Origin of the sequence: Paractinoplanes bogorensis, from assembly GCF_018829635.1 — a bacterium.
Taxonomy (GTDB): Bacteria; Actinomycetota; Actinomycetes; order Mycobacteriales; family Micromonosporaceae; genus Actinoplanes; species Actinoplanes bogorensis.
In genome coordinates this window covers 487,832-512,608 of sequence record NZ_JAHKKG010000005.1, presented here as the reverse complement: position 1 = coordinate 512,608, position 24,777 = coordinate 487,832, and the positions used below count along the sequence as shown (strand labels likewise).

At 71.6% G+C, this 24,777-nt stretch carries 19 protein-coding genes; 8 read left to right on the top strand and 11 right to left on the bottom strand.

The features are described 5' to 3' along the window. Positions 1-4 precede the first annotated feature (4 nt). The gene (locus KOI35_RS17770; RefSeq protein WP_215788567.1) at positions 5-1,192 is read left to right on the top strand and encodes a cytochrome P450; all 1,188 of its coding nucleotides are present in this window, start codon (positions 5-7) and stop codon (positions 1,190-1,192) included. Here the strand turns inward: KOI35_RS17770 and KOI35_RS17765 are convergent. From KOI35_RS17765 to KOI35_RS17755, 3 genes are read right to left on the bottom strand one after another with little or no spacing between them, the layout of a single operon-like run. After that, positions 1,159-2,304: a cytochrome P450 gene (locus KOI35_RS17765; RefSeq protein WP_215788566.1), complete on the bottom strand. Its 1,146-nt coding sequence runs from the start codon at positions 2,302-2,304 to the stop codon at positions 1,159-1,161. The genes KOI35_RS17770 and KOI35_RS17765 overlap by 34 nt on opposite strands. Further along, positions 2,301-2,564, bottom strand: coding sequence for a hypothetical protein (locus KOI35_RS17760; RefSeq protein WP_215788565.1), 264 nt, complete (start codon positions 2,562-2,564; stop codon positions 2,301-2,303). Before KOI35_RS17760 ends, KOI35_RS17765 begins: the two co-directional genes overlap by 4 nt. Continuing rightward, positions 2,561-3,442 (bottom strand): aminoglycoside phosphotransferase family protein, encoded by an 882-nt coding sequence (locus tag KOI35_RS17755; RefSeq protein ID WP_215788564.1) that lies wholly within the window; start codon positions 3,440-3,442, stop codon positions 2,561-2,563. The genes KOI35_RS17760 and KOI35_RS17755 overlap by 4 nt, the downstream gene beginning before the upstream one ends. 39 nt (positions 3,443-3,481) lie before the next feature. Here KOI35_RS17755 and KOI35_RS17750 point away from each other — a divergent pair, with 39 nt between their 5' ends. Then, positions 3,482-3,892, top strand: coding sequence for a hypothetical protein (locus KOI35_RS17750; RefSeq protein WP_215788563.1), 411 nt, complete (start codon positions 3,482-3,484; stop codon positions 3,890-3,892). 779 nt (positions 3,893-4,671) lie between these two features. Here KOI35_RS17750 and KOI35_RS17745 read toward each other — a convergent pair. Beyond that, positions 4,672-5,919: a glycosyltransferase gene (locus KOI35_RS17745; RefSeq protein ID WP_215788562.1), complete on the bottom strand. Its 1,248-nt coding sequence runs from the start codon at positions 5,917-5,919 to the stop codon at positions 4,672-4,674. After that, on the bottom strand, positions 5,916-8,159 hold the full coding sequence (locus tag KOI35_RS17740) for a glycoside hydrolase domain-containing protein (RefSeq protein WP_215788844.1): 2,244 nt from the start codon (positions 8,157-8,159) through the stop codon (positions 5,916-5,918). The genes KOI35_RS17745 and KOI35_RS17740 overlap by 4 nt, the downstream gene beginning before the upstream one ends. A gap of 183 nt (positions 8,160-8,342) precedes the next feature. On the opposite strand from KOI35_RS17740, the gene KOI35_RS17735 reads away from it, so the two are divergent. Further along, on the top strand, positions 8,343-11,117 hold the full coding sequence (locus KOI35_RS17735) for an Hsp70 family protein (protein ID WP_215788561.1): 2,775 nt from the start codon (positions 8,343-8,345) through the stop codon (positions 11,115-11,117). Here KOI35_RS17735 and KOI35_RS17730 read toward each other — a convergent pair. Further along, on the bottom strand, positions 11,099-12,496 hold the full coding sequence (locus KOI35_RS17730) for a dynamin family protein (RefSeq protein WP_215788560.1): 1,398 nt from the start codon (positions 12,494-12,496) through the stop codon (positions 11,099-11,101). The genes KOI35_RS17735 and KOI35_RS17730 overlap by 19 nt on opposite strands. Then, positions 12,493-14,223, bottom strand: coding sequence for a dynamin family protein (locus KOI35_RS17725; RefSeq protein WP_215788559.1), 1,731 nt, complete (start codon positions 14,221-14,223; stop codon positions 12,493-12,495). Before KOI35_RS17725 ends, KOI35_RS17730 begins: the two co-directional genes overlap by 4 nt. 96 nt (positions 14,224-14,319) lie before the next feature. Here KOI35_RS17725 and KOI35_RS17720 point away from each other — a divergent pair, with 96 nt between their 5' ends. From KOI35_RS17720 to KOI35_RS17710, 3 genes are read left to right on the top strand one after another with little or no spacing between them, the layout of a single operon-like run. Beyond that, complete coding sequence (locus KOI35_RS17720) at positions 14,320-15,906, top strand: acyl-CoA dehydrogenase family protein (RefSeq protein WP_215788558.1); 1,587 nt, start codon at positions 14,320-14,322, stop codon at positions 15,904-15,906. 46 nt (positions 15,907-15,952) lie between these two features. Beyond that, positions 15,953-18,154: a putative bifunctional diguanylate cyclase/phosphodiesterase gene (locus KOI35_RS17715; RefSeq protein WP_246613259.1), complete on the top strand. Its 2,202-nt coding sequence runs from the start codon at positions 15,953-15,955 to the stop codon at positions 18,152-18,154. A 10-nt stretch (positions 18,155-18,164) separates the two neighbouring features. Next, positions 18,165-19,055 (top strand): NADP-dependent oxidoreductase, encoded by an 891-nt coding sequence (locus tag KOI35_RS17710; protein ID WP_215788557.1) that lies wholly within the window; start codon positions 18,165-18,167, stop codon positions 19,053-19,055. Here KOI35_RS17710 and KOI35_RS17705 read toward each other — a convergent pair. Continuing rightward, the gene (locus tag KOI35_RS17705) at positions 19,052-19,927 is read right to left on the bottom strand and encodes an SDR family oxidoreductase (protein ID WP_215788556.1); all 876 of its coding nucleotides are present in this window, start codon (positions 19,925-19,927) and stop codon (positions 19,052-19,054) included. The two genes, KOI35_RS17710 and KOI35_RS17705, sit on opposite strands and share 4 nt — an antisense overlap. A gap of 80 nt (positions 19,928-20,007) precedes the next feature. Between KOI35_RS17705 and KOI35_RS17700 the strand changes: the two genes are divergently transcribed. Next, on the top strand, positions 20,008-20,628 hold the full coding sequence (locus KOI35_RS17700) for a TetR/AcrR family transcriptional regulator (protein WP_215788555.1): 621 nt from the start codon (positions 20,008-20,010) through the stop codon (positions 20,626-20,628). Here KOI35_RS17700 and KOI35_RS17695 read toward each other — a convergent pair. Both KOI35_RS17695 and KOI35_RS17690 read right to left on the bottom strand, forming a co-directional pair. Further along, positions 20,607-21,578, bottom strand: coding sequence for a phosphotransferase family protein (locus KOI35_RS17695; protein ID WP_215788554.1), 972 nt, complete (start codon positions 21,576-21,578; stop codon positions 20,607-20,609). The two genes, KOI35_RS17700 and KOI35_RS17695, sit on opposite strands and share 22 nt — an antisense overlap. A gap of 9 nt (positions 21,579-21,587) precedes the next feature. Then, entirely contained in the window at positions 21,588-22,019 is a 432-nt protein-coding gene (locus KOI35_RS17690) for an SRPBCC family protein (RefSeq protein ID WP_215788553.1), read from the bottom strand. Between the two features lie 265 nt (positions 22,020-22,284). Here KOI35_RS17690 and KOI35_RS17685 point away from each other — a divergent pair, with 265 nt between their 5' ends. Continuing rightward, positions 22,285-23,514: a reverse transcriptase family protein gene (locus KOI35_RS17685; RefSeq protein ID WP_215788552.1), complete on the top strand. Its 1,230-nt coding sequence runs from the start codon at positions 22,285-22,287 to the stop codon at positions 23,512-23,514. A 180-nt stretch (positions 23,515-23,694) separates the two neighbouring features. Here KOI35_RS17685 and KOI35_RS17680 read toward each other — a convergent pair whose 3' ends face one another. After that, positions 23,695-24,732, bottom strand: coding sequence for a S66 peptidase family protein (locus tag KOI35_RS17680; RefSeq protein WP_246613258.1), 1,038 nt, complete (start codon positions 24,730-24,732; stop codon positions 23,695-23,697). Between the last annotated feature and the right edge of the window lie 45 nt (positions 24,733-24,777).

Below are 24,777 nucleotides of genomic sequence, written 5' to 3'. Positions count from 1 at the left end.
TCGGATGGACTATCTGACGGCGATCGGTTCCCTGTTCACGGCCGAGGGCCGCGACGACCCGTACCCGGCCTACGACGCGATCCGGGCCCATGCGCCGGCGATCGCCGTCCCCGAGCAGGGTGTCTTCGTGACCAGTCACGCCCTGGTGAACCGGCTGCTGCGCGAGCCCACCGTACGGGTGGCCGACACCCGCAACTACGACGAGTTCTGGCCCACGTGGCGGGAGAACCGCGGGGTCGCCTCGGTGGTGCTGTCCATGCTGCAGTCCAACCCGCCCGACCACACCCGGGTGCGCCGGGCCGCCGCGGCCACCTTCACGCCGCGCCGCATCGCCGCCATGCGCGACGTGATCGCCGGCCAGGTCGAGGATCTGGTCGAGGCGATGCCGTCCGAGGCCGACTACATGACCGCCTTCGCCTATCCACTGCCGGTCGGCGTGATCTGCGCCCTGCTCGGCGTGCCCGCGGCCGACCGCCCGTGGTTCCGGCAGCGCGCCCACGACCTCACCGTCGTCCTCGAGCCGATCAGCACCGACGAGGAGATGCGCCTGGCCGACGTGGCCGGCCGCGACCTCGAGGACTACTTCGTGGGCCTGATCGCCGCACGTCAGCATTCACCCCAGGAAGACCTGACCACGGCCCTCGTCGAGGCGGGCGCCCTGACCGGCGAAGAGATGCTGGCCAACCTGGTGCTGCTGCTGGTCGCCGGCTTCGAGACCACGGCCAACCTGCTCGGCATCGGCCTGCGGCTGCTCCTCGACCACCCCGCCGAGGCGGACCGGTTGCGCGCCGACGCCACGCTGGCCTCCAGTTTTGTGGAAGAGATCCTCCGGTACGACTCCCCCGTGCAGCTGACGTCCCGCTTCGCGACCGAGCCGCTCGACCTGGGCGACGGCGTCACGGTGGCTCCCGGTTCCGGGGTGACGATGCTGCTCGGCGCGGCCAACCGTGACCCCGAGCGCTATCCCGACCCGCACCGCTTCGACCCCGACCGCCCGACCATCCAGCCGGTGTCGTTCGGCGGGGGCGCGCACTACTGCCTCGGCTCTCCCCTGGCGCGGATGGAGGCGCAGGTGGCGTTCCCGCTGCTGCTGACCATGCTGCCCCGGCTGGCCCTCAACGGCGATCCCGTACGCCGTGACCGTCTCGTGCTGCGTGGCTACTCGACCCTGCCGATCCGCACTTCTTCATAGCCACGGAGCACGAAGGTCGGCCGGTTGACCGGCTCGGCGGCCAGTTCCAGGTTCAGCGGCAGCAAGGCGTTCAGGGCGGCCCGCAACTCGATGCGGGCCAGCGGCGCTCCCAGGCAGAAGTGCAGGCCGGCCCCGAACCCGAGGTGCGGGTTGGGGTCGCGTCCCGCATCGAACGTGTCCGGCTCGGCGAACACCTCCGGGTCCCGGTTGGCCGCCCCGAGCAGCGCCGCGATCCTGGCGCCGGCCTCGATCTTCCGGCCCGCGATCACCACGTCGTGCGCCGCCGTCCGGACGAACATCTGCAGCGGGGAGTCGTACCGGATCATCTCCTCGGCCGCCGTGGCTTTGTCGGCCTTCGCCCGCACGAGTTGCCCGGGATGGCGCAGCAGCGCGACCATGCCCCCGCCGAGCGCGTTCACCGACGCCTCGTGACCCGCGTTGAGCAGCAGAATCGCCGACGCGACAAGCTCGTCCGGCGTGAGGTCGCCGACCGCCACGAGATGGCTGATCAGGTCGTCGCGCGGTTCCTCCGTACGGCGGCGAGCCAGGTCCCGCAGATAGTCCGCGAACTCGCGACACGCCTCGAGCGCCCTGGTCTCCGTCTCGGCGCTGCGCTCCACCTCGTACATCCGCACGATCGCCGCCGACCAGGGCCGCAGCTTGCTCCGGTCCTCCACGGGCACGCCGAGCAGCTCCGCGATCACCGTGACCGCCAGCGGTTCGGCCACTTCCGTCAGCAGGTCGAACGTCTTACCCGTCTCCGCAACGAGCCGCTGCGCCTCCGCGCCCACGGCCGGCCGCAACCGATCCACGTGGCCCCGCCCGAACGCCTTGGCCACCAGCGACCGCAGCCGCGTGTGCACCGGCGGCTCGTTCTCCATCATCTGGTTGCGGTGCAGCAGGTTGAACGGCTCGTACACGTCGGCCGGTTCCCGATCGACCCAGAACCGCCCGAGCCGCCGGTCCCGCAACACCGCACTGGCCGCCGCGTGACTGGCCGCCAGGTACTGCCCGGTTCCCTCGTGCCAGGTCACTTCGCCGCTCGCCCGCAGCTCGGCCAGCCCCGGATACGGATCCTGAATGAACCCCGGCGCGGCAAAGTCGATCGTCACGCCGCCTCCGCCTCGCGCCCCGAATCGTCTCCGGGCCGTCGAATCCAGTAGCCGTTGCCGACGTCGGGCAGCCGCACCCCGGCCACCACGCGGTAGAAGGTCACCAGGTCATCGGTCAACCCCGCGAGCTCAGCCCCGGTCGCCGGTCCGCTGACCTCGTGCTCCGCCGGCGCAAACCCGTGCCGAGCCTCGAACCCGTCCACCAGCCGGGCAGCAGCGGCCCGCCACCGCTCGATCCACCCCGTGTCCACGGCGATCACGATCCCATGGAAAGTACCTGGGCGAGATACTCCTCGAGGCGTCCACGGGCCAGGTCGTCACCGACGTCCAGGCCGGCATCACGCCACGGTCCGGCCACTTTGACCGGGTCGGGGAGGTAGCCGACGATGTCCATGACGCTCCAGTATTCGTGTTCGTCATGCGGGCCGTAAGCACGTGTGAAGCGTGCTGCCGCCTCCGCCCCGTGCAGCATGGCCAGGTAGGTCGCGGCATGCGCGACGTCCAGCGCAGCCGGCCCCCACGACGTCTCCACCCAGTCGACCACGCCGGTGACCCTCCCCTGAGACCACAGAACGTTCCCGAGATGAAAGTCCCGATGCAAGAACGTTCCCTCGTACGCCGGAGCGGCCCGCCCCAACAGCGCAAACGCCCCGTTCCAGAGCTCCGGCCGTTTCGCCCACCCGGGAACCACCCGTTTACCCATCGGCGCCCACGACTGGTAGTCCCGCGGCCGGCTCCCCTCCGGCACGAAGCGATGGATGTCGGCCAGAGCACCCGCCAGCACGGCAAGCACGCCGTCCGTGGCATCGTCGAGGCACAGCCGCCCCGGAAGCCGCGTCATCAGGTGTGCCGGCGCCCCGGCCCGAGCCCCCGCCGTATCAAGGGCGATGCTCCGAGGAGCCGGAATCAGCGACCCGGCCAACTCCTTCTGCACCGCCGACTCCCGCTCGAGCAGCCCAGCAGCATGCCGCCGCCAAGGTTCCTTGGTCATCAGCCGGAGGACTGCCTGCGCGCCGTCCTCCCCGGTCAGCCCGACCAAGGTCGACGTCCACCCGCCGACCAGGACCCGAGCCTCGACAACCCGCCGCGGCCAGACCGACTCAGCCCACTCGACCCCGACCCGGACGGCAGCTTCCACCCTCCGCATCCTGCCACCGACGCTGGATACGGTGATCAGGTGATGGCACGGGTTGTCAGGCCGACGGAAGAGTGGCGCGAAAGCATCGCCGAGGAAGCCGAATTGGTCGCGCAGGGCGATCTGGACGCCGAATTCGCCGTCACCGCAGAGCTGTATCCACCTGACCTGTTGCAGCGCTTGGACGAGGTCTTCGACGAGCTCGAGACCCGCGCATCCCAGCTGGACGGCCGACCGGACGACGACGTCCTGCTCCTGATCCAGGAAACTGTCCTGCAGCTCAATGCCATCAACGACGGCTACGAGCAGGACGCTATCGCCACCGAGGGCCGGACGAGGCTGTGCTCGTATATCGACCAGACGCTCACCGCAGCCAACATCGACCTGGACGCTCTGTCAGCACGCCACAACGTGGCCCGCAGCGATTTAACCGACGAATGGCGCACCTGGTAGATCGGCCGGTTCTCAGCGGGGGCGTGCTGCGCGAAGCGCTGACAGACCCTGGGGCTCCGCCCCAGACCCCGGCCATCGCTGGAGATCTGGCTGACGATGGTGACGGTGGGGGTTTGGGGGATCTCCGAACAACGGCGGCCGAGAGCGAATCGCACAGGAGGGGAGGGCGCAACCAAACCCCGGTTGCGCCCTCCCCTCCTGCACGATGGGCCGAGGCTGCCGTCGCCCGGAGATCCCCCAAACCAGGGGCCCGTGAGAGAAGAAGAACCAGAAGCCGTTCTCCCCGCCCCAACCGCATTCAGCCCACCAAGCGCAACCACAACAGGCCACCCACCACCGCACGCGGCTCACTCACCGCAACCACAACAGGCAACCACCAACCGCACGCGACTCATTCAGAGCAACCACAACAGGCAACCCCCCACCCATCGCGGCGCCTCTCCCCACCCCAGCCGACACCGAATCGTCGCCCTTCCCGAGCGAAGCGAAGACGCAAGGCGCGAAGCGCCAACCGCAACCGGCGAGGTACGTCCGCACGACCCACCACAAAGCCCGGCCTGGGTGAGAACGACGCCCGGAACGACCGGCGCGGAGCCAGACCACCCAGGGTGATGGGGGGAAGCCCAGCCCAGACATCCGCATGCAGACCGGCGACCAAAGTCCTGGCCGTCACGGATTCCCATGCAAGGTCGGGGGCCGGGGTGACCACGCAGGGCATAAATGCCTCACCGCCCAGCGTGGTCACCCCGGCCCCCGACCGTCAAAGCGCAACCAAATCGTCAGCCAAGCAGAGACTCGAACACCGCCACCCGATCAAACTCCATGGCCTTGGCCAGAGCCCGAGCAGCCATCGCCGATTTCTCCGAGGCTGTCATCGAAAGCACAGCGTGATCGAGCGCCGAGGCCAGGGCGTGAATATCGCCAGGCTCGACGATGATCGCAGTATCGCCGACCGCCTCGCCTGTGCCACCCGTGAGAGTTGTGATCACCGGGCCGCCGCCGGCCAGCATTTTTTCGGCCAGCGCGATCCCGAACGTCTCCACGAAATCCGGCTCCGGCTTTGTCGGCAGCGCGTAAGCAGCGCAGCCGCGCATCAGGAGCGGCTTCTCCTCGTCGTCCACGTCGGTCAGGAAGATGATCCGGTCGTCCTCCTTGGCCATCGCCTGCACGTGTTCCAGTGCCGGCCCGGTGCCCGCGACCACGAGCTTCACGTTGTCCCGGCTCTGCATCTGCCCGTACGCGATGATCAGGTCGTAGATGCCCTTGGCCCGCGCCACCCGGGACAAAAACAGGATGTACCCGTCTCTTTCCAGTCCTCGCCGGGCCAGTGCCGCGTCCACATCGGCCGGGTCGAGGTCGAGGTAGGCCGACGAGTCGATCGGCGGGTAGCTGACCGTGACCCGTTCGCGGCACTGGGCCGCGAACTTTGTGCCGCAGGCCGCGTCCACCTCGATCGCCGACGCGATGATCTCGTCCTTGGTGTACTCGGAGACCGCTACCACTTCGTCGTTGGCCAGGAACGTCGTGAACAGCACCGTCGCCGCTCCGAAGCGGCCCTCGCGCAGGCACTGGCGGATGACGTTGGTGACGTCCGAGCCGACCGCCTTGGCGATGGTGTGCACGTCGGGGTTCAGGCCGGCCGCTTTCGCCGACGTCACCGCGTCGACCACCACTGTGGTGTGCGGGACCGTGTACATCGACAGGCAGACCGTGGGGATCGGTTCGGCCAGCAGCTCGACCAGGCGCCCGGTCAGGCCGGCCAGGTGGCGGCCGTCGGGCACGCGGTAGTCGCCGACCGCTTCGGGGCGTTCGACCGTGATTCCTTCGCTGTACGGGAGCAGGCGGTCGAGCGGTTTGAGGGGCAGTCCCGCCGCCTGGAGCACCGGGATGGGCCAGGTGAGCAGGCGGACGTCGGTGAATCCGCGGGTGAGCGCGACCTCGGCGAGGTTGCGGGCCTCGCCGGAGTGGCCGCAGATCACCGGGTCCGCGCGGACCACGATGACGAGACGACGGTCGGGCTTGTTCAACGTGCTTCCTCCGGGTGGGCGGGATCGGACAGGGAGGGCGGCCGGGTGCCGCCGCTTGTTCCCCAGCTCGACGGCTCCGGGCCCAGCCGCAGGTGCAACCGGCCGCCACGGTGCACGTCCGTGGCGCTCAGGTGGGTGGCGTGCAGGGGTTTGCCGTTCAGGGTGGCGCTCTGGACGAACAGGGGCGGCGGTTCGCGGTCGATGCCGTCGACGCCGATCGGGGTCGCGCGGTGGCCGCTGGTCTCGATGACGAATTCGCCGTCGGGGACCTGGATGGCCGCGCGTTCGAAGGCGGGCGCGTTGACCAGGAACAGGTGCTGGCCGGCGACCGGGAACAGGCCGAGGGAGGCCCACACGTACCAGGAGGAGAGCCCGCCCGAGTCGTCGTTGCCGGGCAGGCCGCCCGGGCCGGTGCCGAACTGCCAGGTCAGCGCCGAGTGGACGATCTGCGCCGTACGGTCGGGGCGGCCCGCGTAGTGGTAGGCCCAGGGGGCTTCCATGTCGGGTTCGTTGTTGAGGCCCTCGAAGCGTTTGAGGGCGTAGCCGGCCACCATCTCGGCCGCGGGCGGACGCCGGCCGGGTTGTTTGACCGGTTCGGCGCCGTAGCCGAAGAAGCGGTCGAGTTTGCCGATGAAGGCGAGGTCGCCGCCGGCCAGGTCGATCCGGGCGCGCATGTCGTGGAGCAGGCGGAACGAGTAGTTCCACTTGCCGCCCTCGTAGAACTCGGAGTCGCGCAGCAGGCCGGTGACCGGGTCGAACGCGTTGACCCAGCCGCGGCTGCGTTCCTCGAGGTCGGCGGCCAGGCGGCGGTCGCCGACGGCGCGGGCGACCCGGGCGGTGCAGTGGTACGCGTACGCCAGGTCGAGGGTGTGGGTGATCGGGTGGACCACGCCGTGCTCGTAGAAGTCTTCGCCGTACATGCGCCGCAGGTCGTCGACCATGTGCACCAGGGCCCAGGCCCAGTCGATGCCGGCCCGGCCCAGGGCGTGGGCGTCGGCGATCGCGGTGTGCGCGAGCGAGCTGGCCTGGCGGAAGAACCGGTCGGCGCCGCGGGCCATCCGGTAGCCGATCGGGAAGTTGCCCTCTTCCTCGCAGACCCGGATGAGCGATTCGAGCAGGTCGGCGGCGCGGTCGGGGACCAGCGCGGAGAGCAGCGGGATCTGCGTCTTGTAAATGTCCCACATCGTGCAGACGTCGAACGCGTACGGGCCGCTGGTGGGCCAGAACGGGCTCTCGTCGTCGGCGAAGCACGGCTTGATCAGCGCGTGGTAGAGCGACGTGCCGAGGACCGTGCGCCGGGCGTCGGTGCCGCCGTCGACCTGCACCTTGTCGAACTGCTCGCGCCACTTGGCCCGCGTTTTCGCCCGTACGGCGGTGAAGGCCGGACGGTCGCCGTTGCACTCCCGATAGAGGTTGTCCCGGGCCTGTTCGGGGCCGCGCAGGGAGAACCCGAGCCGCACCTCGACCGTCTGCCCGGGCCGGGTCGAGCCCATGAACAGCATGCCGAAGGGGCGCAGGTTGGTCTGCCGGATGCTGTCGAAGTCGAGCCGGGTGCCGCCGTCGATGAGGCGCCGGTCGTACCAGAGCATCTGCCGCCAGTTGGGGCCGTCGACCTCGACGTACACCGACAGCGGCACGCCCTCCATGACCACCGTGCCCTGGGCCGTGCCGTGGCCCATGCTCTCGACCTGGGCGCGCAGCGGGATGGTGCGGCCGAGCTCGGTGGCCAGACCGCCGCAGGACAGGTCGATGACCACGCGGGCGCTGCGGTGGGCCGGGAACGTGTAGCGGTGGATGGCCACCTTGTCGCCGACGGTGATCTCGCTGCGGATGCCGGTGTCGAGGGTGGCCGCGTAGTAGCCGGCCTCGGCCGTCTCGTCGTGCAGGGCCCAGCTCTGCCCGAGGTCGTCGAGCGGCTGGACCATCGGGGTCACCCGGACGTAGTTGTAGTACTTGCGGATGGCGCCGGTGCCGGACTGCTGGAAGTGGGTGAACCCGGACGCCTGGACCCGGTCGTACATGGTCTCGGGAACGCCCTCGGTGTTCTTGGTGTAACGCCCGTAGCCGGTCGGGTAGGCCCCGGAGTAGGCACACGCGGACACCATGCCCAGCGGCGCCGTGGCGCCCGGGTGCGTGTTGCCGACCTGGGGTTTCGGGAACCACCAGGTGGCGGCGAGGCCGCGGGCGGGAGGCAGGTCCGTCGCCGCGGTGCCGATGAAGGGGTCAACGTTGTCGAGAATGGCGTGACGCTACCCAACGGCGCGTGGCCAGTGGTTTCGGCAAGATGAACTCCGCAGGTCGAGAAGTGGATCTTGATGAGGCTGCCTCTCGATCCACACTGTCGCACATCCGGCTCGAACGACGCCTCAGATACCCGTTCGGGCAGCGTCGGAATGTCGCACGCGGATGCGAACATCTACGGCGTGGAGCGGACCTACGGCCTCGGCATCGACCTGGGCACCACTCAGACGGCGGCGGCCACCCGTGACGACGACGGGCGGGTCGAGGTCGTGCGCATCGGCGCGCGCCGGGCCGAGATCCCGTCGCTGGTGTTCGTGGCGGCCGACGGCAGCACCGTGGTGGGTGAGGCGGCCGAGCGGCGCGGGCTGGCCGAGCCGTCGCGCCTGGCCCGCGAGTTCAAGCGGCGCATGGGCGACCCGGTGCCGATCCTGGTCGGGGGTGCGCCGTTCTCGGCCCACGCGCTGACCGCGAAGCTGCTGCGGCACGTGCTCGACGAGGTCACGCGGCTGCGCGAGGGCCCGCCCGCGGCCGTCACGCTGACCCATCCGGCCAACTGGGGCCCCTACAAGCGGGAGCAGTTCTCGCAGGCGGTGCGGCTGGCCGACGCCGGCTCGGTCAACTATCTGACCGAGCCCGAGGCGGCGGCCCTGGAACACGCGACGGCCCGCCGGATCACGCCGGGAGAGACCGTTTGCGTGTACGACCTGGGTGGCGGCACGTTCGACGTAGCCGTGCTGCGCCGTGACGGCGACGGGTTCCTGCTGCTCGGTGAGCCCGAGGGCGTCGAGCAGCTGGGCGGGGCCGACTTCGACGAGGCCGTGTTCGCGCACGTGGTGGGGGCACTGGGCGACGCCGCGACCGACCTCGACCCGGACGACCCGGCGGTGATCGAGGCGCTCACCCGGCTGCGGCGCGACTGCGTCGAGGCCAAGGAGGCGCTGTCCTTCGACACCGAGACGTCGATCCCGGTGGCGCTGCCGGGGCTGCACACGCGCGTACGGCTGAATCGGTCCGAGCTCGAGTCGATGATCCTGCCCGCCCTGGAAGACACGGTGGCGGCCACCCGGCGGGCGCTGCGCGGGGCCGGGGTCGACGCCGGTCAGCTGAGCGCGGTGCTGCTGGCGGGCGGGTCGTCGCGGATCCCGCTGGTGGCCCAGATGCTGGGTGAGGAGTTCAAGCGGCCGGTGGTGGCCGACCCGCACCCGGAGCACAGCGTGGCGATGGGGGCGGGCTGGGCGACCGGCGTGGGCACGGTGCCGGCCGGGTTGCCCCCGGCCTCCGACCCGTGGGCCACCACGTCCGAGGCGGCACCGCAGAGCCCGGCGGCGCAGAACCCGGCCGAGCTGGCGACCACCGGAATGATGACGGCCGGGACGACACCCATGGGCACGGCGTCTCCGCAGGCGACGCCGCTCGGCGCGATGCCGACCGAGGCGGTTCCGCCGCAGCGGACCGGCGGGCCGGTCTCATACCGGCGGGGCGCGGCCAGCATTCCGGGCTCGACGCCGGCCGCACCGGTCAACCCGACCCGGGTCGACATGCAGAGCACGCCGCCGGTCAACGAGACGCGCGTCGACATGCAGGGCGCGGCGCCGGCCGACCCGGCGTGGGGCGCGGCACCCAGCTCCGCCCCGCCGAACCAGCCGTGGAGCGCCCCGCCCGTGAACCAGGCCAGGGCCGAGGCACCCAGCTCGGCGCCGCCGCAGCAGGGGTGGGTCGACGCGCCCGGCGCCGGGCCGGCGAACCAGGCGTGGGCCGACGCACACGCCCCAGCGAATCAGCCGCGAGCTGACGTGCCGCACGCGGCCGGGAGCGCGGGTTTCGTGCCGCCGCCCCCGGCCGGTCGTGGCAACGGCGCGCCCGGCCGCGAGATGCACCGGTCGGCCGCGCCCATGAAGGCGCCGCCGGGAGCGCCGCCGCCGGTCTGGGACGGCAAGAAGGCGTCCGGGAAGAAACGCAGTGGCCGCCTGGTCGCGCTGTCGGCCGGGCTGGCCGTGCTGCTGGTCGCGGGCGCGGTCACCGTTGTCGTGATGCTCAACAACCGGGACAAGGACTCCGGTGGCGACGAGACCGCCGCGCCGCCGGTCAGCCCGTCGGTCAGCACCTCCCCGACGCCGGCGCCGCCCTATCCGACCGACGCGAACATCCTGGTGCGCGTCGACACCGGCGGCGCGGACGCCGCGAGCCGGACGTCGAAGGTGTACTCGTTCCAGCCGGGCATCGGCACGGAACGCACCGAGCTGGCCGGCACGGTGCCCGGTGACACGCTGCCGCGCTGGTCGCACAACCGCCTGATGATCGCGTTGACCCACAACAACCCGGGCTCGACCAGCGACATCTACGTGATGAAGAAGGACGGCAGCGACCGCCGCAAGCTGGTCAGCGGGGTCACCGACGGCCGGGTCACCTGGTCGGGCGACGACACCCGGATCACCTATGTGAAGAAGGTCGGCGGCTTCAACCAGATCTTCGTGATGCCGGTGGCCGGTGGCGAGGCGACCCAGATGACCACCTCGAACGTGGAGAAGGACGACCCGTTCTTCACCCCGGACAGCCTGTCGATCGTCTACTGGGTCGACCGGGCCGGGTCCCGGCTGATCTACGCGCTGAACGCGGTCAAGCCGAAGGAACCGGGCCGTCGCATCACCGAGCCCGACGAGGGCCCGGCGGTCGACCCGGCGGTGTCACCCGATCACAAGTGGGTGGTCTACACGCGGGAGGCCGAGGACGGCAACTCCGACATCTGGATCGTCGACAAGCTCAACGGCGGCGCGAGACGGCTGACCACCAACCCGGAGCGCGAGATGGATCCGTCGTGGTCGCCGGACGGCAAGTGGATCGCGTTCACCCGGGGGTCGTACGAGGAACCCAAGATTGTGATCATGAAGATGGACGGCTCGAGCCAGACCGTGATGACCGCCGACGGGGATCGGGAGGGTCACGCCTGCTGGTTCTGAGTGGCGACGATGCCCTCGCAGGTGCGGATCACGGCGCGGGCCGCGGCCTTGACGTCGCGGTTGGAGAGCGGGTGCTCGGCCAGGCGCTGCCAGCGGGCCATCGTGTCGAGGGCGGCCGCGACCACCTCGGCCGGGTCGGCCAGACCGAGCCGGGCCTGAGCCGAGCCGCCGGAGCCGCCGAGCAGGCGGTCCATTTCGGCGCGGCGGTCGTCGGTGACCGGCAGACGGCCCGCGCGCAGCTCGTGCAGCAGGCGCAGCTCGACGAACTCGTGGGCGCCGGCCCGGATCCGCTCGGCGCCCGCGGCCAGGGGTGAGCCGGGCGGCAGGCACTCGTCGAGCGTGGCCAGGGCGCTGCGGGCCTTGAGCACCTCGGCCCGGCCCTCCAGGTGGGTGGCGAACACCTCGCGGAGCCGGGCGATGCCGCTCTGCTCGGTCAGGGCCGCGGCCAGTCCGGCGGCGTCGGTGACCGTGCCCTCGCGGATCAGCCGGGTGCCCAGCCGGACGCCGAACAGGCCGACCCGGCCGAGCAGCCGGCGCCGCTCCTCGCCGCCGGCCGCGAACCGGTCGGCGGTCAGCAGCACCTCGACGATGTCGTCCATCGGCAGCGCCGCGACCTGGGCCAGCGTGCGGTACTCACCCTCGCGCAGGGTCGCCCCGGCCGCGCCGAGCAGCCCGGCGACCGGCACCACGACCGGGCACAGGCGGCGCATCCGCTCGTCGGCGCTGTACCGGTCGGCGACCCGGGCGGCCGCGGTCATCGCGTCGAGCCGGCAGCCGCCGATCTCGTCGGCCCGGGAGAGCACGCCGATCGCGTTGACCGGGGTGCCGCCCTCTCCCCCGCCGTGGAACGCCTCGAGGAAGCGCACATCCCCGGCGTGCAGGTGGCGCAGCAGGTAGATGACGGCGTCGGCCCGGCCGCCGCCGTCGAGGAAGTCGTAGGTGCGGGCGGAGACGTCGGTCGACAGCGACTCGATGCCGGGGGTGTCGATCAGGGTGTGGCGGCGCAGGCGGGCGCTGGGGACGCGTACCTCGAGACGGTCGACCTGCTCGGCCGGGCGGCCCAGGTCGATCCGGACCGCGCCGTCGCGCCGGGTGAACGGCCGTGCCTCGGCGACGCCGTTGGTCAGGTAGGACAGCACGGCGTACGAGGGGCCGTCGGCGTACCAGGTGACGATGCGGGTGCACTCGCCCGCGTCGGTCGGCGCCAGTTCCTCGCCGATCAGGGCGTTTAGCAGGGTGGACTTGCCCGCTTTGAGCTTGCCCGCGATGGCCACCCGCAGGGGCAGGTCGAGGCGGGTGCGGGCGTCGGCCAGCCGCCGGTCGCCGGTGGCCGCGACGGCCTGGTCGAGCAGGTCACGGGTCTGGCTGAGCAGTGTCATGCGGCCAGCCGATCGAGCCGGCGGCGCTGCGCGTCGAGGGCGGCGGCGCGGTGCCGGCGCTGCTCGGCGCCGAGGGCGGCCACCTCGCGGACGGCGGCCTCGGCCTGCTGGGCCGAGCGGCTGAGCTCGCGGGCCCGGGCGGCGAACTCGTCCCGCAGCAGGCGCTGGGTGCGGCGGACCGCCTCGCGGCTGTCCCGGCCCACGTGGAAGCCGACCTCGTCGATGTAGCGGCGCAGCTCCTGGGCGGCCTGCAGGCGGCGCTGCTTGACCTGCCGTTCCTTCTCGGTCTTGATCAGCCGGCGGCCGAGCGTGACGCCGGCGATCAGCCCGAGCGGGGCGGCCCAGGCCACGCTGAAGAACGCGCCGACCGCACCGAGCAGGTAGAACCCGCCGTACGCGACCCGGGCCGCGGTGAACGCGCCGAGGAACTGCCGCATGCCGGACTTGTCGAAGCTGAGCTCGATCTGCCGGGCCTTGTCGGCGTTGGTGCGCAGGGCGGGCAGGGTGGCGCTGATGTCGCGGGCCTCCATGCCGAACCGGGCGGCCACCTCGGCCCCGAGCTGTTCGGCCCGGGTGATCAGCAGCATCAGGTTGTCGGTCGCGGCGCGGGTCGCCTCGCGCGCGGCCCAGGCCTGGAACTCCTGCCAGGTGTCGCGCGGGTCGGTCTGCTCGAGCAGTTCCTCGCCGTGCCGGATCGTCAGGCGGAGCCGTTCGCGCAGGTCGTGGTCGACGTCGGCGGCGAGGTCCTGGATGCCGTCCTGCAGCACCAGCTGCCACGCGCCGTTCTGCAGGTCGTTGCTGCGGCGGGAGCGCTCGGCGTACTTGTCGCGGACACCGGGGTCGTGGGCCGCGGCCGATTCGGCGTCCAGGCGTTCGCGCAGCTGGGCGGCGACGAAGGCGAGCTCGGCCCGGGCCGCGGCGACCCGGTCGGCCGCGGCCCGCCCGGCCACCTCGGTCCGCAGCAGCTCGACCAGCCGCGGGAAGCCGGACTCGGTGTTGAGGGCGATGTCGTCGCGGGCCTGGGCGCGGGTGCGCAGGAAGGACGAGACCGGCACGATCGGCAGCTCGAGCCCGGCCCGGTGCAGGTGACCCTGGTTCAGCTCGGCGATCCGGCGCCACTCGGCGTAAAGGTCGATCTTGGTGAGCACGATGAACGTGCGGGGACAGCGTTCCACCGTACGGCGAAGGAAGTCGACCTCGGGTGCGGTGAGTTCCTGAGCGGCGTCCGTGACGAACAGCGCGGCGCCCGCCATGCCGATCGCGGCCAGCGTGAGGTTGCCGTGAGCCGAATCGAGACCGCCGACGCCGGGTGTGTCGACGATCGCCAGGCCCGCGCCGAGCAGCCGCCGGTCGATCCGGACCTCGACCGCCCGCACCTCCTCGTCACCGTCGCCGCTGATGTAGCGCCGGATCTCGCCGAACTCGATCGGCACCGGGCCGTCACCCGTCCGCAGCACGGCCGACGGCGGGCGGCCGAAGCGCAGGATGGTGGGCAGCGCGGTGACAATGTCGGCGTCGACCGGGCACAGATCGGTCCGGAGCAGGGCGTTGACCAGGGTGCTCTTGCCCTGCTTGAACTCGCCGACCACGGCCACGGCGGTGTCGGCGCCCTCGGTGAGCTGACCGGACACCTCGTCGAGGCGCCGCACGAGGTCGTCGCGGCCCTCGGCGCCGGCGATCCGCCGGGCCTCGGCCAGCCGGGCCAGCACGTCGGCCGTCGTGGTCAACCTTCCCCCTCCGTGGGCAACGCTCGACCTTATCGTCCCTGCACAGGGCAAGGCGAGGCTGGCCCGGCCAAGTTACCCGGCGGTAGGCTCCAGGGCGTGACGCACGAGGTGTTCAACCAGGCTCCCCCGCTGGTCGACTACGACGTGGCGGCCGACACCGCCCTGCTCGCGGCCGTGGCCCGGGAGGGCGCCGCGTGGGCGGCGGACGACCTGCACCGCCTGGGCAAGCTGGCCGGCACGGCCGAGACGCAGCGCTGGGCCGACGAGGCCAACCGCCACGAGCCGCGGCTGCGGACCCACGACCGCTACGGGAACCGGATCGACGAGGTCGACTTCCACCCGTCGTGGCACGCCCTGATGGAGGTCGCGGTCGGCGCGGGCCTGGCCGGGGCGGCGTGGGCCGACGACCGGCCGGGCGCGCACGTGGCCCGGGCCGCCGGGCTCTACGTCTGGTCCCAGGCCGAGGCCGGGCACTCCTGCCCGATCTCGATGACCTACGCGGTGATCCCGGCCCTGCGCCACGCGGCCGACCTGTCCGGCATCTACGAGCCCCGGCTGACCTCCCGCACGTACGACCCGGGCCTGCGCGCCCCGTCGGCCAAGGCGGGCCTGCTGGCCGGCATGGGCATGACCGAGAAGCAGGGCGGCTCCGACGTCCGGGCCAACACCACCACGGCGACCCCGGCCGGCGGCGGCATGTGGCGGCTGCGCGGGCACAAGTGGTTCACCAGCGCGCCCATGTGCGACCTGTTCCTGGTGCTGGCCCAGGCCCCGGCTGGGCTGTCCTGCTTCCTGGTGCCCCGGGTGCTGCCCGACGGCACCCGCAACCCGTTCCGCATCCAGCGCCTCAAGGACAAGCTGGGCAACCGCAGCAACGCCAGCAGCGAGCCCGAGTTCGACGACACCGTGGCCTGGCTGGTCGGCGGCGAGGGCCAGGGCGTCCGGACGATCATCGAGATGGTCGCCATGACCCGGCTCGACTGCGTCACCGGCTCAGCTTCGGGCATGCGGGCCGCGCTCACCCAGGCGGTCCACCACACCCGGCACCGCCACGCGTTCGGCGGGCCGCTGATCGGCAAACCGGCCATGCGCAACGTGCTGGCCGACCTGGCCCTGGAGAGCGAGGCCGCGACCGCGCTGGCCATCCGGCTGGCCGGCGCGGCCGACCGGGACGAGCAGGCGTTCAAGCGGCTGGCCATCGCGGTGGGCAAGTTCTGGGTGTGCAAGCGGCAGCCGGCCGTGGTCGGTGAGGCCCTGGAGTGCCTGGGTGGCAACGGCTATGTCGAGGAGTCCGGGCTGCCCCGGCTCTATCGGGACGCGCCGCTCAACTCGATCTGGGAGGGCTCGGGCAACGTGCAGGCCCTCGACGTGCTGCGCACGATGCAGCGCTCCCCGGAGAGCGTCGAGGCGTTCTTCGCGGAGCTGGCCCCGGGCGCCGACCGGCATCTCGACGCGGCCATCCGCCGCCTGAGGGACGCCAAGCCGGACGAGCCGGACGCGCGCCGGCTGGTCGAACTGATGGCCCTGACGCTGCAGGCCTCCCTCCTGGTCCGGCACACCCCGGCCGCGGTGGCCGACGCCTTCTGCGCCAGCCGGCTCGGCGGCGACTGGGGGCACACGTTCGGCACGCTGGGTTCCGCGGCCGACACGGCGGCCATAGTCGATCGGGCCGCACCCGCGTAGCAACTCGCGAAGATTCAGCACTCAGCCCGCCCGGCCGATCCGACGAATGATGCGTACGTGGTGGAGCTGGATGGTGGCGGGCGTGCTCGTGTGCGCCGGCTACCTGCTGCTCCCGGACGGGCACGTGGCGTCGACCGTGGTCTACAACGGGCTCGGGGTCGCCACCTGCGTGATGATCGCGGTGGGCATCCGCCGCCACCGGCCGGTCGCCGCGCGCGGCTGGTGGGTCTTCGTGGCCGGCACCGTGGCCTACGTCAGCGGCGACATCGTCTACGAGGTGACCGGGCTCGTCCTCGGGCAGCACCCCTACCCGTACTGGGACGACGCCGTCTACTTCGCGGCCTACCCGATGCTGTTCGCCGGGCTGCTGATGATCTCGCGCGGTTCCGGGACGCGGGAACTGGCCGGTCTGATCGACGCGGCCATCATCGCCACCGGCGTCGGGCTGGTCTACTGGGTGTTCGTCATCGAGCCGACGCTCGGCGACCACAGCACCGCGCTGCTGGAACGGCTCGTCACGGTCGGCTACCCCACCTTCGACGTGCTGATGTGCGCCGTCGTGACCCGGCTGCTCAGCCGGCCCGGCGAGCGTGCGCTGAGCCTGTGGCTGCTCGCCGCCGGATGCGCCCTCAACTTCACCTGCGACGTCGTCTGGAGCCTGACCGAGGCGTTCTCGAACTACTCGGGTGGCCTGGTCAACTCCGGATTCATGCTGGCCTACGTGCTGTGGGCGGGCGCCGCGCTGCACCCGTCGATGCGCGACATCGGCCGGCGGGCGGTGGGTCGCGCCCACTTCGGCCGCGGCCGGCTCGTGCTGCTCGGCGGCGTCACGATGATGGTGCCCGCCGTGCTGTTCCTGCAGGGCGTCCGGGCCGAGCAGATCAACTGGGTCGCGATCGGGATCGGTGCCGTCGTGCTGTTCGTGCTGGTGCTGCTGCGGCTGGGCGGGTTCGTGGGCCGGACCCAGCGGCAGGCGGCCGAGCTCGAGGAGCTCGCCATGCGCGACGACCTGACCGGGCTGGCCAACCGCCGCCGGTTCGAGCAGCGGCTGACCGGGGCTGTGGCGACCGGGTCGCCGCAGGTGTGCCTGCTCGACCTGAACGGATTCAAGCAGGTCAACGACCGGCTCGGCCACGCCGTGGGCGACCAGCTGCTGATCGCGGTGGCGGCCCGGCTCAGCGCCGAACTGCACGGCGAGGGCCTGCTGGCCCGGATGGGCGGCGACGAGTTCGCGCTGCTGCTCGCCGACGCGACCGCCGAGCAGGGTGACGCCGTGGTCGACCGGCTGGCCGGGGTGCTGCGGTCGCCGTTCGAGGTCGACGGGCACGAGCTGCTGATCGGGGCGGCCATCGGGATCGCCGACGGGACCGACTCGGTGGACGTGCTCCGCCGGGCCGACGTCGCCATGTACGCGGCCAAGACCTCCAAGGCCAGGTTCCGCCGGTACGCCGTGGAACTCGACGACCGCGCGGACGAGGAGGCCCGGCTCGGGGCGGAGATGCGGGCGGCCCTGGACACCGGCCAGTTCCACCTCGTCTACCAGCCGATCGTGTCGCTGCCGGACGGCGAGATCCGCTACGTGGAGTCGCTGGTCCGCTGGACCCATCCGGTGCGCGGTTTCGTCAGCCCGGCCGAATTCATCCCGGTGGCCGAGCGCAACGGCCTGATCGTCGAGCTGGGCGAGTGGATCCTGCGGGTCGCATGTACGCAGTTCATGAGCTGGCTGGAGACGTACGGGGAAAACGCTCCTTCGAAGATCAGTGTGAACGTGTCGGCCCGGCAGCTGGCCGAACCCGGTTTCGTCCCGGTCGTGGCCGACGCCCTGGCGGCGAGCGGGATGGACCCGGACTGCCTGATCGTGGAGGTCACCGAGACGGCGGTGTTCGGTGGGGGCGTGGCCGTGCGGGCGGTCGAGGAGCTGCATCGGCTGGGTGTGCGGATCGCGCTGGACGACTTCGGGACCGGGCACTCGTCGCTGACGTTGCTGCAGACCGTGCCGGTCGACGTGCTCAAGGTCGACAAGTCGTTCGTCGACACCATCACCGAGGCCGGGCGGCACGCGGTCATCGCCACCGCGCTGATCCAGGTCAGCGACGGGTTGGGCCTGACCGCGGTGGCCGAGGGTGTGGAGACGGCCGAGCAGGCGGCGGTGCTGTTCGAACTCGGCTACCGGTATGCGCAGGGCTACCACTTCGGGCGGCCGGTCGAGGAACCCGCATTCCGCGTCGCCGGGGTGGCCGCCTTGTAGGGTCGCGGATATGAAGGCAGTCCAGTTCAGCCGGTTCGGTGGGCCCGAAGTACTCGAGATCGTCGAGCTGCCGGATCCGCACGCCGGGGCGGGCGAGATCCGCATCAAGGTGCGGGCGGCGGGCATCAACGCGAGCGACTGGAAGAAACGTCAGGGCCTGATGGACCCGGAACTGCCGCAGACCCTTGGTTACGAAGCGGCCGGTGTCGTCGACGAGCTCGGTGACGGGGTCACCGGCGTCGCGCTCGGGGACGAGGTGTTCGGCATCTCGCCCGGCGGCGCGGCCCAGTCCGAACTGGCGGTGCTGTCGTTCTGGGCACCGGTCCCGCCGTCGCTCGACTTCGCCGGCGCGGCCGCCCTGCCCGCCGCCACCGAGACCGCGGCGCGGGCGCTCGACCAGCTCGGCGTCACCGCCGGCCAGACCGTGCTGATCAACGGCGCGTCCGGCAGCGTGGGCGGCGCGGCTGTGCAACTGGCCGTGGGGCGCGGTGCTCGCGTGATCGGGACGGCCGGGCCCGCCAACCAGGACTACGTGCGGTCACTCGGCGCTGTACCGGTGGTCTACGGCGAGCACATGGTGGAGCAGGTCGCCTCGGAAAAGATCGACCTCGCCCTCGACGTGGCCGGGAGCGGGGTGCTGCCCGAGCTGATCAAGCTGGCCGGCGGCGCCGGGAACGTGCTGACCGTGGCCGACTTCCAGGGCGCGCAGCAGTACGGGGTGCGGTTCAGCCGGGGTGACTCGGGGCGGGCCCTCTACATCCTCGGTGAGCTGGGCGATCTGATCGCGGCGGGCCGGTTCTCGATGCCCGTGGGCCGGACGTTTCCGCTCGCGGACGTGGCCGAGGCGCATCGTGTGGGTGAGGCGGGACGCGTACGGGGAAAGCTTGTCCTGACTCCCTAGAGCGACTCCCGGAAGGACCGCGGCGGGCTCGTCAGCAGGGCGCGGATCGGTTTCGCGTCACCCACCAGATCGGCCTCGGAACCGGGCCCGACGAAGGCGCCGACCGCACCCCGCGGCATCCCGGCCACGCGCTCGATCAGCGGACCGACGACCGCGAGGGCCCGGCGGGGCAGATGCACCTTGACCGGATGCTTCCGGCTGAGGTGATCGGCGGCGATGTCGATCATCTCGTCGATGGTGAGCACGTCGTCCGAGCCGACATCGAAGGCCTTCCCGTACGCCCGCGGCTCGTCCAGCACGTCGGTCAGCGCCCCGGCCAGGTCGTCGACCGCGATCGTGCGGAACCGCGTACGCCGGCTCGCCATCAGCACCGCGACCCGGCTCCGGGCACCCCGCTCGACCATGGCGAAGCCGTCCCCGCCGTGCCCGACGATCATGCCCGGCCGCAGGACCGTCGCGTCGAGGCCGCTGTCGAACAGCATGCGCTCGGTCTGTGCCCGGCCCCGGGCCCAGCTGTTGACCGACGCCGGGTCGGTGCCGATCGCCGTCACGTAGACCACCCGCCGTACGCCGTGGCGCTGGGCGGCGTCGATGACGTTGCGCAGGCCGGTCCGCTCCACGTCCATGAAGTCGGCGCTGGGGTCCGCCTGTTTCGACAATGTGTGGACGCAGAAGTAGACCGCGTGGACCCCGTCGACGGCCCGGGACACCGCTTCGGGGTCGAGCATGTCGCCCTTCACGACCTCAACGCCTGGTCCCTCGGCCTTGCGTGGGTCGCGGGCCAGGCAACGCACCTCATGGCCCGCTTGCTGGAGGGCCGCCACCAGCCGCCGCCCGACGAACCCGGTGGCACCCAGGACCAATATCCGCATCTGACGCTCGCTTCGTTGACGACATGACGTGTCATCACTATGCGCGATGACACGCGATGTCGTCAACTACACTTGGGCCCATGAGTCGATGGGAGCCCGGAGCGGCCGAACGACTGCGGGCGGCCGCGCTCGACCTGTTCGTCGAGCACGGGTTCGCGGCGGTCACGGTCCCCCAGATCACCGCGCGGGCCGGGCTGACCACGCGCACGTTCTTCCGGCACTTCGCCGACAAGCGCGAGGTCCTCTTCGCCCACGAGGCCGCGCTCCCCGGGTTGATGACCCGGTTCTTCGCCGACGCGCCGCCCGGGCTGACACCGATGGAGGTGATCGTCGAGGGGCTGTGCACGCTGGTCGCCCCGCGCTTCGACGGGCTGAAGGACTCCTTGCGCGTACGGCGACAGGTCGTCCTCTCCGATGAGGGGCTGCGCGAGCGTGACCTGCGGAAACGGGCGCTGATCGCCGAGGCCGGGGTGGCCGGGTTCCGTGACCGGGGGCTCGACGAGTTGTCGGCGACGCTGGCCGCCCAACTGGCCGCGACCATCATCGACACCGCAGCCCACCGCTGGCTCGACGACGACACCGACCGCCCGATGGCCGACGTCATCCGCGAGACGGCCGCCGCGCTCACCGGCGTCGTCACCGATCAGGCCGGCACGGCGTTGACCGGCGTCGTCACCGATCAGGCGAAGGCCGGCGCGTAGGGCAGCGGCGTCTCGCCCCACCGGCCGGCGAGCACGCTTCGCAGACCGTCGAGCATCGGGAGACGTCGCAGCCGGTGCATCACCTGCGCCCGCCGGCCCGGCATCAGGCGGCGCAGCTCGGCCGACTGCGGGAAGTCGTCGAACGCCTCGGGCAGGAACCGCGCGGCCGTCCGCACGGCCCACAGGGTCGACGCCGCTTCGACGTCCGCGGTCGCGCCGGGCCGATCGGCCGTCCGCCGGTAGCGGTCGAGGGCCTGCTCGGCGACGTCGTCCGGCAGCCGCCACGAACACCAGCAGTTCGGCCACGGCACGGCCAGATAGGCCAGATCCCACGCCGGGTGCTGCCATTGGGCACGTTCGAAGTCGATCAGGACCAGCCCGTACGGCGTCGTCACGTTGTTGTCCGGGCATAAGTCCCCGGGCGACAGGACGGAAGAGCCTTCCCCCAGCCGTACGTTCATCCGGCGCACCTCGCCCCAATCGCCGCGGGGCGCACCCACCTCGTCGCAGTGGCCGTCGAGCAGCTCGATCGCCCGCTCGAGGCCGGACGTCGCGACCGGCTCGTCGCTTCGGGCCGCCAGCGCCGCCCGGAACGCGTCACCGCTGCCGGCCGTGCTGTTGTGCAGACGGGCGACCGCTTCGGCCCAGCCGAGCAGGCTCTTTCGCGCGGCCGCGGGGTCGTCGCCGAGCAGGTCGTCGGCGACGCTGCGGCCGGGGCCGGCGTCGGACATGACCACCGTCGGCGGGTCCGCCGTCTCGTCGAGCAGCCGGGGCGTCGGCGCATCCTCCGGCATCACGCTGAGCGCCGCCGCTTCTCGGGCGAAGCCCTGCCCTCCCGCGAGAAACCTCTTCACGATGACGGTCGTGTCACCGGTGCGGACCCGATGGACGCGCGACCGGTCGCTGCCGCCGAGTTCATCGCTTGGCTCCTCGCCGAGTTCGTCCATCATGGTCCGACCTTAGGCGGCCCACGGTGGCGTGGCCGGGCCGTCGCCCGTCTCGATCAGGCGGCGCAGGCTCGCGTTGACGAAGAAGGCCCACGCGCTCGAGCACTGTTCGTAGCACTCGAAGTCGGACCGCAGGCCCTCGTGCGTGAACCGGACCTCGGTCCGCGCGCCCTGCGGGACCACCTCGAAGACGATCTCGGTGCCGACCCACTCGGCCGGGTCGGCGACGAACGTCAGGTGCGCCTCGGTCACACGCCAGACGACCTTACGATCGGTCACCCACTCGATGACCCGCTGCCGGGAGTAGTGCAGGTCTTCGTAGCGGTAGGTGAACTCGCCGGCCGGATCGCCCTCGACCACGCCGGTCCACCAGCCGCCGACGTTGGTGACCGCCTTGAACACCTCTTGCGGCGAGTTGTCGACGGTGAAGCTCAGACTGGTCATGTCGTCCCCCTATAGCAACTGGATTGTTGCTACTCACACTATGGCAACCAGATAGTTGCGTCAAGGGTGGCCTCTATGCTGGCCCGATGGCAGCGTGTCCCGAGCTGGCCGTCGCCCGCCGGAAACGGCGGCGAGGGTCTCTTCGGGGTAACCCCGAGGGCGTCCAGTGATCACCGCAGCGCATCGCCGGCGCGCCTCAGCGCTTCGCGCAGCACGGCGCAGGCACGACCGGGCTTCGTCGGGACACGCTGCCTCTCCCCCGTCCGTGGTCGCCGGCGCTGTGGCCGACGCGCTGCTCACCACGACCTGGCACAAAGATCAGATGCTTGCGGCCGTACGGACGGTGACCGCGGCCCGCCCACCCTGGGCTCGCCGACTCGTCGCCGTCGTGCTGCACGCGTACCCGCAACCGCCCGCCGACCGCCCGCGCGAGCTGAGGCGTTTCCTGCTCCACCTGACACGCCGCGCCCACGTCCGGCGGCGGCTCGTCACGCCCGCCCGAACCGTCCACATGCGCTGGGGCGCCCCCGCGATCGACTCACTGGCGGACTTTCTCGGACTCGACGGCGACGAACTCGACTGGTTCGCCGACCGCCGCGAGATCAACCGACACGCCCGCGACGAGCGGCTGCGCCACTACCGCTACGCGTGGCTGACCCACCGGTTGATCGAGGCGCCCAAGCCCCGCCTGCGCGACCTGCAACGACGGGTGCTCGACGACATCCTGTCGGCGGTCCCGGTCCACGAGGGCGTTCACGGTTTCGTGCGTGGCCGGGGCGTTCATTCGTTCGCGCGCGCCCACGCCGGATGCGACGTGCTGATCAGCCTCGACCTGCGGGCGTTCTTCTCCAGCATCACGGCCGCCCGGATCTACGGATTGTTCCGCGGCATCGGCTATCCCGAACCGGTCGCCCACACCCTGACCGCCCTGACCACCACCCGCACGCCCGCCCACGTGCTGCGGGCCGCCCCCGACCCGCACCTGGCCGCCCTGCTGCGGCAACCGCACCTGCCCCAGGGCGCGCCGACGTCACCCGCACTGGCCAACCTGTGCGCGTACCGCCTAGATCGGCGCCTGGCCGCCCTGGCCACCCGGTTCGGGGTGACCTACGGGCGTTACGCCGACGACCTGGCCTTCTCGGGCCGCCTGGGCCGCACGGAGACGGACCACCTGATCGCCCTGGTCGACGGGATCGCCGCCGAGGAGGGCTTCCGGGTACACCCCGGCAAGACCGAGGTCCGGCGCCGTTCCCAGCGTCAGGCCCTGACCGGCCTGGTCGTCAACGAGCGCCCGGCCGTCCCGCGCGAAGACTACGACCGCCTGCGCGCGATCCTGCACAACGCCGCCACCCACGGCATGGCCGAAGCCAACCGCGACGGCCACGCCGACTTCGCCGCCCACCTGACCGGCCGGGTCGCCTGGATGTCCCACCACCACCCGTCCCGGGCCGCCAAGCTGAAGACTCTGCTCGACCGAGCCTTGGCAACGCCCTAAAGAGTGGTCACGCCAGGGCTACCGACCAACGCGACCGGCCCGCCAAGGTTGCCACCCCAGTCGACCGGCCCCGCCGCGCTTGCCACTCCAAACGACCTGTCCGCCGCGCTCGCCGTCCCACTCGGCCGGCCCACGCCGCGCTTGCGACCCCACTCGACCGGTCTCGCGACTCGGGTGAGATCACGCCGGGCGAACGGCCGGCTCGAGCAGGGACAGACTCCGCCGTCCGGCATCGAGGGCCGCACGCAGACCGATCGGCAGCGGGAGGTTCGGTCCGGCGTGCCCGACGTCGACGTTGCCGAGGACCGGGATGTCGCGCTCGCCGAGGACGTCGAGAACGATCTCGGCCAGCGAGGGCGGGTCGAGGCCCTCGATCGCGTCCGGGACCCCGACGACCATGCCGGCGATCCGGTCGAGGATGCCGCTGTGCCGAAGCACTTGCAGATAGCTCCACACATAGGACGCCTGGCCGCCCGCCTCCTCCCAGAACAGCAACGCACCATCGAAAACTTCGAGCGGGAGCCCGTACGGCGTCGCCTGATTCAAAACGACCCGGTTGATCACCCCACCCAGCAGAGGCCCCTCGGCGCAGCCCGCCCGCCAGCACTCCCAGGACGGGCCGGCGGGCAGCTCACCGATCGGATCCGTGCTGGTCAGCAGGGCGGCGTGGAGCCCCTCGAGTTGCGCACGGCGGGCCGCCGACACCTCCGGCCAGGTCCCGCCGAGACCGCGGGTGGCCAGGTCGGCGTGGAAACCGACCAGGCCGGTCCGCCCGTAGAGCACCAGGTGCAGAAGGGAGATGTCGCTGTACCCGAGGATCGGCTTGGGGTCGGCGGCGACCGCCGCGAAGTCGACCAGGTCGAGGTAGCCGAGCACCGTCTGCCCGCCGTCGTGCGCCACGATCGCCCGGACCTCGGAGTCACGCAGCAGTCCATTGAGCTCGGCCGCGATCTCGGACGGCTTCGCCGCGCTCCACCACCGTCGGCGTCCCGGCTCGAGCAGCGGCGCCCGCCGGACACGAAATCCCATCCCCTCGATCACAGCCACAGCCCGGTCGAGGTCAGGCACATACCGTTCTTCGAGCGGCCCCGACAGCGAGGCGACGACGACAAGGTCGCCGGGTTTCAGAGCACGGGGACGCAGCACAGCCGGATTCACGGCAGCAGTATCGCGACAACCCCGCGCGATCCGCTCGCCCTTATCGGGCCCGGCGTGCATGACCGTTCACCTCGTTCAGGCGCTGGGACCTGAACGGCGTGAACT

Bases quoted from the DNA above. Each gene is read 5' to 3' on its own strand.
- KOI35_RS17705 (WP_215788556.1), bottom strand. From the start codon at position 19,927: ATGCGGATATTGGTCCTGGGTGCCACCGGGTTCGTCGGGCGGCGGCTG.
- KOI35_RS17680 (WP_246613258.1), bottom strand. From the start codon at position 24,732: ATGCACGCCGGGCCCGATAAGGGCGAGCGGATCGCGCGGGGTTGTCGC.
- KOI35_RS17690 (WP_215788553.1), bottom strand. From the start codon at position 22,019: ATGACCAGTCTGAGCTTCACCGTCGACAACTCGCCGCAAGAGGTGTTC.
- KOI35_RS17730 (WP_215788560.1), bottom strand. From the start codon at position 12,496: ATGACACTGCTCAGCCAGACCCGTGACCTGCTCGACCAGGCCGTCGCG.
- KOI35_RS17715 (WP_246613259.1), top strand. From the start codon at position 15,953: ATGATGCGTACGTGGTGGAGCTGGATGGTGGCGGGCGTGCTCGTGTGC.
- KOI35_RS17770 (WP_215788567.1), top strand. From the start codon at position 5: ATGGACTATCTGACGGCGATCGGTTCCCTGTTCACGGCCGAGGGCCGC.
- KOI35_RS17700 (WP_215788555.1), top strand. From the start codon at position 20,008: ATGAGTCGATGGGAGCCCGGAGCGGCCGAACGACTGCGGGCGGCCGCG.
- KOI35_RS17710 (WP_215788557.1), top strand. From the start codon at position 18,165: ATGAAGGCAGTCCAGTTCAGCCGGTTCGGTGGGCCCGAAGTACTCGAG.
- KOI35_RS17695 (WP_215788554.1), bottom strand. From the start codon at position 21,578: ATGATGGACGAACTCGGCGAGGAGCCAAGCGATGAACTCGGCGGCAGC.